At 61.6% G+C, this 12029-nt stretch carries 12 protein-coding genes; 2 read left to right on the top strand and 10 right to left on the bottom strand.

Annotated elements, in window-relative coordinates:
- Nucleotides 1-239: 239 nt before the first annotated feature.
- The 9 genes from DSM107133_RS10085 to DSM107133_RS10045 form a co-directional block, all read right to left on the bottom strand.
- Entirely contained in the window at nt 240-1037 is a 798-nt protein-coding gene (locus tag DSM107133_RS10085; RefSeq protein WP_114292007.1) for an IclR family transcriptional regulator, read from the bottom strand.
- Nucleotides 1034-2068, bottom strand: a complete 1035-nt coding sequence (locus DSM107133_RS10080; RefSeq protein ID WP_114292008.1) for a phosphotransferase family protein — start codon at nt 2066-2068, stop codon at nt 1034-1036. The genes DSM107133_RS10085 and DSM107133_RS10080 overlap by 4 nt, the downstream gene beginning before the upstream one ends.
- An 11-nt stretch (nt 2069-2079) precedes the next feature.
- Nucleotides 2080-2724: a histidine phosphatase family protein gene (locus DSM107133_RS10075; protein ID WP_114292009.1), complete on the bottom strand. Its 645-nt coding sequence runs from the start codon at nt 2722-2724 to the stop codon at nt 2080-2082.
- Nucleotides 2725-2735: 11 nt separating this feature from the next.
- The gene (locus DSM107133_RS10070; protein ID WP_114292010.1) at nt 2736-3731 is read right to left on the bottom strand and encodes a nitronate monooxygenase family protein; all 996 of its coding nucleotides are present in this window, start codon (nt 3729-3731) and stop codon (nt 2736-2738) included.
- 91 nt (nt 3732-3822) lie between these two features.
- Entirely contained in the window at nt 3823-5019 is a 1197-nt protein-coding gene (locus DSM107133_RS10065) for an acetyl-CoA C-acyltransferase (RefSeq protein WP_114292011.1), read from the bottom strand.
- A gap of 78 nt (nt 5020-5097) precedes the next feature.
- On the bottom strand, nt 5098-6015 hold the full coding sequence (locus tag DSM107133_RS10060) for an SDR family NAD(P)-dependent oxidoreductase (protein ID WP_114292012.1): 918 nt from the start codon (nt 6013-6015) through the stop codon (nt 5098-5100).
- Nucleotides 6016-6018: 3 nt separating this feature from the next.
- Nucleotides 6019-6843 carry an SDR family NAD(P)-dependent oxidoreductase gene (locus DSM107133_RS10055; protein ID WP_114292013.1) on the bottom strand — a complete coding sequence of 275 codons (825 nt, stop codon included), beginning with the start codon at nt 6841-6843 and terminating at the stop codon, nt 6019-6021.
- A gap of 15 nt (nt 6844-6858) precedes the next feature.
- Nucleotides 6859-7974, bottom strand: coding sequence for an acyl-CoA dehydrogenase family protein (locus DSM107133_RS10050; RefSeq protein ID WP_205387751.1), 1116 nt, complete (start codon nt 7972-7974; stop codon nt 6859-6861).
- Nucleotides 7971-9143, bottom strand: a complete 1173-nt coding sequence (locus DSM107133_RS10045) for an acyl-CoA dehydrogenase family protein (protein WP_205387752.1) — start codon at nt 9141-9143, stop codon at nt 7971-7973. Before DSM107133_RS10045 ends, DSM107133_RS10050 begins: the two co-directional genes overlap by 4 nt.
- Nucleotides 9144-9292: 149 nt before the next feature.
- On the opposite strand from DSM107133_RS10045, the gene DSM107133_RS10040 reads away from it, so the two are divergent.
- On the top strand, nt 9293-10288 hold the full coding sequence (locus DSM107133_RS10040; protein ID WP_114292015.1) for an NADPH:quinone oxidoreductase family protein: 996 nt from the start codon (nt 9293-9295) through the stop codon (nt 10286-10288).
- A 9-nt stretch (nt 10289-10297) separates the two neighbouring features.
- On the opposite strand, the gene DSM107133_RS10035 is transcribed toward DSM107133_RS10040, so the two are convergent.
- Nucleotides 10298-10960 (bottom strand): histidine phosphatase family protein, encoded by a 663-nt coding sequence (locus DSM107133_RS10035; RefSeq protein WP_114292016.1) that lies wholly within the window; start codon nt 10958-10960, stop codon nt 10298-10300.
- Nucleotides 10961-11004: 44 nt separating this feature from the next.
- Here DSM107133_RS10035 and DSM107133_RS10030 point away from each other — a divergent pair, with 44 nt between their 5' ends.
- Nucleotides 11005-12009 (top strand): NADP-dependent oxidoreductase, encoded by a 1005-nt coding sequence (locus DSM107133_RS10030; protein WP_114292017.1) that lies wholly within the window; start codon nt 11005-11007, stop codon nt 12007-12009.
- Nucleotides 12010-12029: the final 20 nt, after the last annotated feature.

The raw sequence follows: 12029 nt of genomic DNA, 5'->3' as shown, positions 1-12029 counted from the left end.
ATTAAGTTGAAAATTCGTTGAGCTAATCTTGAGATTATCCGACATGTTCAGGTGCCAAAAATAGCGGCAATCCGGCCGAAATTTTTCAAAATTCAACGAGAAAATTACTGGAAAATACCGCCTGACACGCGCCCTGTATCACAATTTACGCTGCGTCGTTTTGCGGTCTCTGCTTCCGCTCTGCAAAATTGAATTTCGCTTAGAACAATGATTCTTTGACCCATCGACAAAGCGCCGGATCAGCCACCGTGGCTCAGCGCTGCCGCTGCGTCGATCAACAATCTGCCATAGGCTTGCTCAAGGTGTTTTTTCTTAACATGGAATGACGGACCGCCCACGTTCAGCCCGTAAACACCGCGTCCGCTGAGTGCAAAGACCGGTGCGGCAATGCCGTTCACATCAGGCCGCCAGTCACCATAACTGCGGCAGTACCCAAGGCTTTCATATTCCGACAAAGCCTGATCAAAAGCGATCTGACGGTCGGCGTGCCCCTCGGGGTCTTTGGCTTTTGTGCGCTCGAACATGAGCGCGCGGTCATCTGCGTTCATGCCAACCAGTATGGCCCGACCGATGGCGGAATGAAAAATCGGCAGCCGCGCGCCCACATGCATGGTCAGTGAAACGTTCTCCATCGACTTTTCCACCGCCACATAGACCGCATCGGTCTGATAGGCCTGCGCCAGCGCCACGGTGATATAGCTGTTGGGGCCGTTTGACAGCGCACGCATGGTGTCGCGCGCGCGGTCGACCATATCCATCGACGCCAGCACCGAAAAACCCAGCCGCAGCACCCCCGCGCCCAACTGGTACGTTCCCGTACGCGGGTCAGCCACAAGGTATTCCAGCACGCACAGCGTATGGGTCAGCCGCGACACCGTAGGCTTGGGCAGCCCGGTGCGCGCAGCGAAATCCTGATTGGTCAGCGCCTGCTCGCCCTGTTTGAAGCAGCGCAGAATATCGAGCCCGCGAGCCAGGGCCGTAATAAAGTTGCGGTCTTTGTCTTCCGCCGCTTGGTCCGCGAGATCAAGGTCGTTCATTCGTTTTGCTCCAGTGCCTTTAGCCCGTGTTGGGCGAACAATGGCACATACTGTCCCATCTGCATCGCCCTTTCGGGGTTTGAGGCGTTCCCGTCCAGTGCCCGTTTCAGCACACCCTGAATAATCGCAGTCATGCGGAAGAAACAGAAGGCCACATAAAACCCGATGTTGTCGATAGGGCCAATGCCACGCCGTTCGCAATATTTGGCAACAAACTCGGCATCGGTGGGCAGCCCCATGGCGGTGCGGTCAACTCCGGCCATGCCGCGCCCTTCGGGCGTGGCTGGCATTTGCCATTGCATCAGCACCGCCGCAAGGTCGGCAAAGGGATGGCCGATGGTGCTCAGCTCCCAGTCCAGAATGGCCAGACATTTGGTGCCATCCTTTTCAAACATCATGTTGTCAATGCGATAGTCACCATGCACCAGCGTACGCTGGCCATCGTCTGCGGGGATCTGGGCGGACAGCGCGTCCATCAAAGTGTCCATCTCGGGCACGGTTTCGGTTTCGGATGCGCGGTATTGTTTGGACCAACGGCCGATCTGACGTTCGTAATAGTTGCCCGGGGGGCCGAAATCCGACAGGCCCACCGCGTCGATGTCCACATCGTGCAAGGCTGCCAGAACGCGGTTCATGTCGTCCAGCACGGCGGTGCGATCCGCTTTGGCCAGTTCCTCCAGCGTTGGGAGATTGAAGTTGCGCCCGTCGATATGGTCCATGATGTAGAAATCGGACCCGATGATCGCGGGGTCTTCACACAGCAGGTGCATCTTGGCTACGGGTACATCGGTATCGGCCAGCGCGGATTGCACGCGAAACTCGCGGTCGACTGCGTGGGCCGATTTCAGCAATTGTCCGGGGGGCTTGCGGCGCAGCACATAGTTGCGCGTGGGCGTTTTCAGCAGAAAGGTCGGGTTCGACTGACCGCGTTGGAACTTGTCTGCCTCGATCGGGCCTTTGAACCCCGGCAGGTTGGCCGCCAGATAGGTTTCGACCGCGTCGAGATCCAGCGTTTGTGTGTCTTGGCTCATCTGTTTGACCCTCAGCTATATGTCAGCAAATCCTGATCGGTGTCGAAATGCGGTGTGGCGTTGAACTGATGCACGAAATGGCGCGTGCCGGAAAAGACAAATTTGGTCACGGCAGTGTTCTTGATCTGAAGATTCAGCTCCATCATCATCCGCGCAGGCGCTTCCAATGCGCGCGCCACCAGTTGCCCGATCACGCCGCCCGACGAAACCACAAGCACCCGTTTGGCACCGTCACGGGTCGCCTGCTGCATGGCCGCTGCGGTGCGCTCGGTGAAATCCTGATAGGTTTCCGAGGCATCCGGCAAGCCGCCCGCCTGCCATTCCAGCACCGTTTCACGCAGGGTGCGAAAGTGTGTCTTGCGGTCGCCCCGGACCGTGTCGGGCACATTGCCCTGAAAGCGGGCCTGCAACAGATCGTGAAAGTCGTATTCGTCAAAGCCTGCGTAGACTTCCGTATCGCCGCGATAGCCCATCGAGGTCAGCGTGTCGCGCTGACGCTCCAGCGTGCCGGTGACCAGACGGTCGGGCGTCCAGCCGGTGCTGCGCAGCCAGTTGCCCACGGCTGCTGACTGACTATGCCCCTTGTCGCTGAGACAGTCATAGTTGTCGGCCCCAAAGGAGGCCTGTCCGTGGCGGATCAGATAGAGCTCTGCCATTGCTGGGCGCCCTACCCTGTGAACTCGGCGGCCAGCCGCTTGCCTGCCGCCTCGTATTCGGCCGCAATCCGTTCAACGACCGCTGACGCGGGGCCGACGGATGTGACAGCGCCAATGCCCTGCCCTGCGCCCCAAATGGATTTCCACGCCTTCGGCTTGGAAGACCCGTCGCCAAAGTTCATCGAAGACGCATCGGCCGATGGCAGGTTGTCGGGGTCCATGCCGGCCGCTGCAATCGAGCCGCGCAGATAGTTGCCCGACACGCCGGTGAACAGCGAGGAATAAACGATGTCTTCGGCGGTGCTATCAGCAATCATCTGTTTGTATTCGGATTGGGCGTTGGCCTCGTCCGTGGCGATGAACGCCGAACCGACATAGCCCAGGTCGGCCCCCATGGCGCGTGCGGCCAGCAGTGCCTCGCCCGATGCAATCGCGCCAGACAGCAGCAACGGGCCATCGAACCAGCTGCGGATTTCACGGATCAGCGCAAAGGGCGATTGCATGCCCGCATGACCCCCGGCACCGGCAGCCACGGCTACCAGACCGTCAGCACCCTTGCTGATCGCCTTCTTGGCGAAGGTGTTGTTGATGACATCATGCAGCACGATGCCGCCACAGGAATGCGCCGCCTCGTTGACCTCTTCGCGTGCGCCCAGCGAGGTGATCCAGATCGGCACCTTGTGTTTCACGCAAATCTCCAGATCCCGATCCAGACGCCCGTTCGACCGGTGGACAATCTGGTTGACCGCAAAGGGGGCCGCAGGACTGTCGGGATTGGCCTGGTTGTGGCGGTCCAGCTCTTCGCTGATCTGCGTCAGCCAGGTGTCCAGCAACGGATGCTCGCCCTCGGCCTCGCGGGCGTTCAGCGCCGGAAAGCTGCCGACGACGCCCGCCTTGCACTGGGCAATGACCAGTTCGGGAACGGAAATGATGAACAGGGGCGATGCCACCATGGGCACGCGCAGCCCTTGCAGGGCCTTGGGAAGATGGCTGTCGTCACGGGGCATCGGCATATGTCTTTCAGATTGGGTAAGGGATGGGCTGTGTGCCCATCCGGTTGTTGTGATGGTATAGGCGGCAGACGTGCCGCCGCGCTTGTTAGAGAACCTCAAACAGACCCGCCGCCCCCATGCCGCCGCCGACACACATGGTACAAACCACGTATTTCGCGCCGCGACGTTTGCCTTCGATCAGCGCGTGGCCAACCATGCGCGCGCCCGACATGCCGTAAGGGTGACCAATGGAAATCGCCCCGCCGTCCACGTTCAGCAACTCGTCCGGAATGCCCAGCTTGTCACGCGATGCGATGACCTGGCAGGCAAAGGCCTCGTTCAGCTCCCACAGGCCGATGTCTTCGATCTTCAGCCCATGTGCTTCCAGCAGCTTGGGTACGGCATAGATCGGGCCGATGCCCATCTCGTCCGGCTCACAGCCCGCGGCCATGACGCCGACATAACGGCCCAGCGGTTGCAAACCGCGACGCTCGGCTTCCTTGGCTTCCATGACCACGGCAGCGGATGCACCATCAGACAGTTGCGACGCGTTGCCCGCGGTGATGAATTTACCTTCTTTCAGGTGAATGCCGTCCTTGAACACGGGTTTCAGGCCTGCAAGGCTTTCGGCGGTGGTGCCGGGGCGGTTGCCCTCGTCCTTGTCCAGAGTGACCTCGTGTTTGGAAATCTCCTTGGTTTCCTTGTCCTGGATCATCATGGTGGTGGTCATCGCAACGATTTCATCGTCGAAACGGCCAGCTTGCTGCGCCTGATGGGTCAGTTCCTGGCTGCGGGCGGAATATTCGTCCTGCGCCTCGCGGCTGACATTGTAACGTTCGGCCACGTTCTCGGCGGTTTCCAGCATGGTCATGTAAATCTCGGGCTTGGTCTGCTTCAGCCACGGATCGGCGCTCACGCGCATTTCGGGCGTCTGCACCAACGAAATGCTGTCCACACCACCGCCAATGACAATGTCCATGCCGTCGGTGATGACCTGCTTGGCCGCCGTGGCAATCGCCATCATGCCCGAGGCACACTGACGGTCCAGCGACATGCCACCCACGGTGACAGGCAGACCGGCGCGAATGGCGGCCTGACGGGCGATGTTGCCCGCCTGATACCCCTGCTGCAAGGCCGAGCCGAAGACGCAATCCGCGATTTCCGACCCGTCAAGGCCGGCGCGTTTTACGGCGTTTTCAATGGCATGGGCGGCAAGCGCCTGAGGAGTGGTGGCGTTGAACGCACCGCGATAGGCCTTGCCGATCGGGGTGCGGGCGGTGGATACGATAACTGCGTCACGCATGGGTTGGGTTCCTTGTAGGTTGGACGGGATTTTCGGGGCGCTGCCCCGGACCCCGGGATATTTGGGGCCAAAAGAAAGTTACCAGTCGAGTTTGATGCCCTTCGCCTTGGCGGCAGAGAGCGCGAATTTGCGGGTTTGTCCGAAAGCGTCGTTCAGTTCTTCCTGACCTTCGGCGGCCGAGATCGCATCCCATTGGGCGGCGACCGCCTCGGGGGTGATGTCGCCCTCGATCAGCGCGCCTGCGGTTTCGTAGACGCGGGTCAGTGCAAAGTGACCTGCCCCTGCGCCAAGGATCTTGCGGCTGGGGCCGTCTTCGGAGACCAGATAGAGCACGCCCGGCGTGATGGTCTCGGGTTTCAGCAGCTCCAGCGCCTCGGGCGGCATCAGGTTTTCGGTCATGCGGGTGGCGGCGGTGGGCGCCAGCGTGTTGACGCGGATGTTGTCGCGCGCGCCTTCCAGATGCAGCACGTTCATCAACCCCATGACACCGGCCTTGGCCGCGCCATAGTTGGACTGGCCAAAGTTGCCGTAAAGCCCCGAGGCCGAGGTGGTGACCACGATGCGCCCGTATTGCGCGGCGCGCATGTGCGGCCAGACCGCATGGCAACAATTGGCGGTGCCGATCAGGTGAACGTCAACAACCTTGCGGAAATCGTCCATCGTCATCTTGCCGAAGGTCTTGTCGCGCAGGATGCCCGCGTTGTTGATCAGAATGTCGATGCGGCCCCATTTTTCCATGGTCTTGGCGACCATGTCGTTGACCTGCTCCTCATTCGACACATCTGCGCCGTGGGCAATCGCCTCGCCGCCCATCGCCTCGATCTCGGCCACGACCTTTTGGGCTGCGTCCGATCCGGTGCTCGCACCATCGGTGCTGGCGCCCAGATCGTTCACCACGACCTTGGCCCCGCGCTCGGCCAGACCCAGCGCGTGACAACGGCCCAGGCCGACGCCTGCGCCTGTCACAATGGCAACGCGGTCATCAAAACGGATCATATCTCAGCCCTCCAGAGCAGCACGGAAAAGATTGGGGCCGGACATCACCTGAATGCCGCCCGACACCGGCAGGATTGCACCGGTGATATAGCTGCCGCCACGGCCGCACAGGAACTGCATACAGCCTGCGATGTCCTCCTCGCGGCCCACGCGGCCCAGTGGCACGTCGTCACCGACCTTGGAGCGGGTGGTTTCGTCTGCGGTGGCAAAGGCGGTCATGCGGCTGACAAATGGCCCGGGAGCCAGCGCGTTCACAGTGACGTGGTGGCTGGCCAATTCCTTGGCCATGATACGGGTGATCTGGTGCACCGCAGCCTTCGACGCGGCATAGCTGTAGGCCCCGTCGCCCAGAGGCGCATCGCCCATGACCGAGCCCACGTTGACCACACGCGCCGGATCATCGGCGTTGGACGAGGCGATCAGCATCGGCAGCAGCGATTGTGTCAGGCTGAACATGCCTGCGTTGTTGACGTTCATCACCTTGGCCCAGGCATCAAAGGGGAACTGCCCCATCGGCGCGCCCCAGCTGACGCCCGCGTTGTTCATCAGGATGTGAAGCTTGTCGGTGCGTTCCTGTACGGCCTTGGTCAGTGCTGCGACCCCTTCCTCGGTGCCGACATCGCCTGCGAAACCCTCGACACTGCCGGGGGCGTCCATCTGGTTCAGCTCATCCGCAACGGCAATACAGGCGTCGGCCTTGCGTGAGGCGATCAGCACATGTGCGCCAGCCTGCATCAGCCCGGTGGTTGCCATACGGCCAATGCCGGTGGCACCCCCGGTCACCAGTGTGACCTTACCCTTCAATGAAAACAGATCATTCGGTGTCATAGTTCTTCCTTTACCTTAAAAACCGCGCGCAGCGGCGACCTTTGCGGCGTGATAGCCGTAGTCGCCCAGCCACTCGGTTGCGACGCGGGCGCGCTTCATGAAAAAGCCCATGTCGAAATCATCGGTCATGCCGATCCCGCCGTGCATCTGCACGCCTTCGATCACGGCCAGCTTTGCGGTCTGTGTCGCGCGGGCCTTGGCCAGCGATACGGCCAGCGTGGCGTTGTCGGGATCCTCGTCCAGTTTGCGGCCAGCATGGCGCACAGCTGAAAGCGTGATTTCCGTTTCAGACCAAAGATGTGCAGCGCGATGTTGAAGTGCTTGAAAGCGGCCAATCTCAACGCCGAACTGTTTGCGCTCTTTCAGATAGCCGACCGTCATGGCAAAGGCTCCGGCACTAAGGCCCAGCATTTCGGCCGACAGCGCCGCCTGACCGGCTTCCAACGCCGGTTTCAGCACGGTCATGGCGTCATCGACCGATCCCAACACATCATCGCCCGTGGCTTGCACGTTATCAAAGGTCACCTGCGCCGCGTCGCGGGCATCGACCATGTTCTGGCCCGTGCGGGTGATCCCCTCGCGGTCGGCAGGCAGGTCGAACAGGGTCAGGCCGGCGTCTGTTTTTGCCAGAACCAGCAGACGGTCAGCATTGCTGCCGTCGACGACAAAGCCCTTGGTGCCGGACAGGCGAAACCCGTTGCCGTCGGCCTTGGCTTCAAGCTGCGTGGCATCGGGGTCATGTTTCGCCCCCTCGTCCACGGCCAACCCGTAAATCACGCTGCCATCCGCGATGGCAGCCAGGGCATCGCGTGCTCGATCCGTCGCCACCTGTCGCAGCGCCGTCGCGGCGATCACGGCGGTAGAGATAAAGGGAGAGGTTACCAAGGTCTTGCCCAGCTCGCCCGCCAGAACGGCCGCGGCGGCATGGCCCATGTCGGACCCGCCCGCATCCTCGGGGACCAGCACGCCGGTCCAACCCATCTGCGCCATCTCGGCCCACAGCTTTGCATCATGTGTCTGCCCCGCATCGCGCAGCTTGCGGAAATGCGACACGGGGGCCGCGCCGTCCAGAAAGCCGCGCGCGGCGTCTTGCAGCATGGTTTCGTCTTCGGTCAACAAAAGTGTGCTCATGCCGGCAGCCCCAATACACGACGGGAAATAATGGACAGCATCACCTCGGATGTGCCGCCTTCGATCGAGTTTGCCTTGGTGCGCAGCCAGTCGGCGGCAAGCCCGTCATGTTTGCCGTCCCAGATCAGCGCATCCGCACCGCCAGCGGACATCATCAGCTCGTGCCGCCGCTTGTTCAGTTCGGTGCCTGCGTATTTCAGCATGGCCGAGGCGTCGCCCACGCCGCCACCGCTTTCGGCCTGGTCCTTGTAGCGTTCCAGCGTCAGTGCCACGGCCAGCGCGTCAATCTCGCAGGCCATCGCTTCAGCGCGCAGCACGGGATCGGTCAGCCCGCCGTCTTGTTCGCTCAGCACCGCGCCCAGCGGCCTGCCACCCAACAGACCCTGCCCGCCACCCGAGATCATCTCGCGTTCGTGGGTCAACAGGTGTTTGGCCACGTCCCAGCCGCGGTTTTCGGTGCCGACCACATTGGCCTTGGGCACCCGCACGTCGTCAAAGAAGGTCTCGCAGAACGGCGACTTGCCCGAGATCAGGCGGATCGGCTTGGTGGTCACGCCGGGCGTTTCCATGTCGATCAGCAGGAACGTGATGCCCAGATGTTTCGGCGCGTCACGGTCGGTGCGCACCAGCGCAAAGATGCAATCGGCCTTGTCGGCGTAGGAGGTCCAGATTTTCTGGCCGTTGACGATATAGTGGTCACCGTCGCTCTCGGCCTTGGTCTGCACGCTTGCCAGATCCGATCCCGCTCCCGGTTCGGAATAGCCCTGACACCAGCGCACTTCGCCGCGCGCGATGGGCGGCAGGTATTGCAGTTTCTGTTCGTGCGAACCGAACGCGAGCAGCGCAGGCCCCAGCATCCAGATGCCAAAGCTTTGCAGCGGCACGCGTGCGCCCATCTTGCGCATTTCGTCCAGAAGGATCTTGTGGTGGGCGCGGTCCAAGCCTGCGCCGCCATATTCCACCGGCCAGGTTGGCACGGTCCAGCCCTTGGACGCCATCCGTTCCAGCCACAGCTTTTGCGCGTCGCTCTTGAATTTCCAGTTGCGTCCGCCCCAGACGATTGCATCCTCACCGGACGCGCCGTCGCGCATCTCTTGGGGGCAGTTCTCCTCCAGCCATGTCCGGACCTCCGCCCGGAATGCGTTCAGTGCGTCATCGCTCATGCTCATCCTCCCCGATGCAGCAGTGCCGTTACGTTCCGCAATGCAAAATTGCATTTCGCAATTGCGCTGACAAGGTGTGGCAGGCAGGATTGCGCATGACAAGATGCTGTGGCCAGTCGTGCCGTTGCGTCACAGATTATGGAGGGGAACCCGTTATGAAAGCAATGTTGAGCACCGCCGTGGGCGGACCGGAAACCTTGGAACTGACCGAAATGCCGGATCCAAAGCCCGCCAAGGGCGAGGTGCGGATTGCGGTCAAGGCGGCGGGTGTGAACTTTCCCGACACACTGATCATCCGCGACATGTATCAGATGAAGCCGGAACGCCCCTTTGCCCCCGGCGGTGAAGTGTCGGGCGTGGTCGAGGAACTGGGCGAAGGGGTTTCTGGCTTTGCGGTCGGCGACAAGGTGATCGCGATGACCGGTTTCGGTGGCTTTGCCACGCAGCTGTGCGCCCCTGCGGCGGCCTGTCTGAAAATGCCTGACGATATGCCGTTCGAAGATGCGGCCTGTCTGGTGCTGACCTATGGCACCTCGCACCACGCGCTGAAGGACCGCGCCAACATCCAGCCGGGCGAGACGCTGTTTATTCTGGGCGCTGCCGGCGGCGTTGGTGTTGCTGCGATCGAGCTTGGCAAGGCGGCAGGCGCGCGCGTGATTGCCGCTGTGTCTTCCGAGGAAAAGGCGCAGTTCTGCCGCGCGGTCGGCGCGGATGAAACGCTGGTCTACACCCGCGACATGGACAAGGACGCGCAGCGTGCGTTTTCCAAGGAAATCAAGGATCTGGTCGGCCCGAAAGGCATCGATGTGGCCTATGACGCCGTGGGCGGCAACTATGCCGAGCCGGTCATTCGCGCGATGGGCTGGGCCGGTCGCTTTCTCGTGGTGGGGTTCCCTGCCGGCATTCCCAAGATTCCGTTGAACCTGACCTTGCTGAAATCATGCCAGATCGTCGGCGTGTTCTGGGGCGCGTCGACCCGTCAGGACCCCAAGGGCCACATGGAAAACATGCAGGACCTGTTCACGCTCTACGCCGCGGGCAAGATCAAGCCGCGCATCGACGCCACGTTCCCGCTGCAAGAGGCGGGCAAGGCGCTGGAGTACATTCAGGACCGCAAGGTGCAGGGCAAGGTGGTGCTTAAGGTCGAATGACCTTTGAAATCAAAGGCCATCCAGATGCGATGTATCGTTGAACCCGCGAATGGTCATTCGGTCGCCTTGGATCACAAGGCGGCTGATCGACCCGTTCGCGGCCCCCAGAAAGGCAAAGGGTTCGGACCGCGTGGCCACGGCCAGCGCGGCCGCGATGACACCGCCGTGCACGAACACGGCAACCTGTTCGTCAATGTGATCGGCGGCAATGGCCATCAACCCGCGCGTCACCCGTTCAAAGAACGCATCGCGGGTTTCGGCATTTGGGATCAGGCCCCAGTCCTGCGCCTCCATCGCGCGACGGTAAACCGGATCGTTTGCAGCGGCCTTGACGCGGTACAGACCGCCGTCCCAGTCGCCCAGGTGCACCTCGTGCAGGTCGGGGTTTTGCTGCGGCGTCAGTCCCAGATGCTGCACCAGCGGTGCCGCCGTCTGTTGGGTGCGCGTCAGCTTGGTCACATAGATCGCGCTGATCGCGTTGTTCTTCAGCCGCGCACCCACACGCTCGGCCTGTTTGTGCCCTTGCGGATGCAGATGCGGATCGCCGTGCCCGTCGACCGTGTCGAAATGCACGCCCTCGCGTGCCGGCGCGCTTTCACCGTGACGGATCAACAGAAGGTCGGTGGACCCTTTGGGCGGCGCATAGACGGGCTGGCGGAATTCACGGGACATGACAAACCTTTCTCTTTTCACGTTTGATAAAAGGAACGCTGACAATGAACAACCGACAGATTGTCGTGCAAACGCTGCCCGACGGCACGTTGACCGAGGACAACTTTGCCCTGCAAGAGACGCCCATGCCCGCCGCAGGCGACGGCGAAGTGCTGTTGAAGACCATCCTGATGTCGATCGACGCTGCCAACCGCAGCTGGATGCAGGGCGCGACCTACCGCGATGCGGTCAAGGCGGGCGATGTGATGGCCACCTATTCGATCTGCGAAGTGGTCGAATCCAATTCTTCCCGCGTGGCGGTCGGAGACATTGTTGCCGCTGAATCGGTTTGGGCAGACTATGTTGTGCGCCCTGCCCACAAGGTGCAGAAGCTGCCAAAGGTCGACCAGCTAAGCCATCTGATCAGCGTGTTTGGCATAGCAGGCAAGACAGCCTTTCACGGGCTGGTCAGCGTCGGCAAACCGATGGCGGGCGAAACGATTGTCGTTTCTGCGGCGGCTGGATCGGTCGGCGGCTTTGTCGGTCAGATCGGCAAGGCCTTGGGTTGCCGCGTCGTGGGCATCGCCGGCGGGCCTGAGAAATGCAAATGGGTGGTGGACGAGTTGGGCTTTGACGCCTGCGTCGATTACCGCGAGGCAGGGCTGTTCAAGGCGCTGCGTGCGGAATGCCCTGTCGGCGTGGACGTCTATTTCGACAACGTCGGCGGCACCGTGCTGGAAACGGTATTGGCCTTGATGAACGACAAGGGCCGCATCGCTTGCTGTGGCGCCATCAGCCAGTATGACACCAAATCCCCCACCGGCCCGCGCAACCTGCCCGGTCTGGTCGTGGTCAAACGGCTGCGTATGGAAGGCTTTATCGTGATGGATTTTGCCGATGACGATGCCAAGGCCATCCGCGCCCTGCAAACATGGGTGCGCAGCGGTCAGGTCAAGGTGACAGAAGATGTGGTCGAAGGGCTGGAAAACGCACCCAAAGCGCTGATCGGCCTGCTGGCGGGCGACAACAAAGGCAAACGCATGGTGCGCGTCGCCGCCGACCCTGCGTGATTGCATAGATTTTTAGGGAG

This window comes from Pseudosulfitobacter sp. DSM 107133 (assembly GCF_022788695.1).
Lineage (GTDB): Bacteria > Pseudomonadota > Alphaproteobacteria > Rhodobacterales > Rhodobacteraceae > Pseudosulfitobacter.
This window is presented reverse-complemented; position numbering and strand designations above follow the sequence as displayed.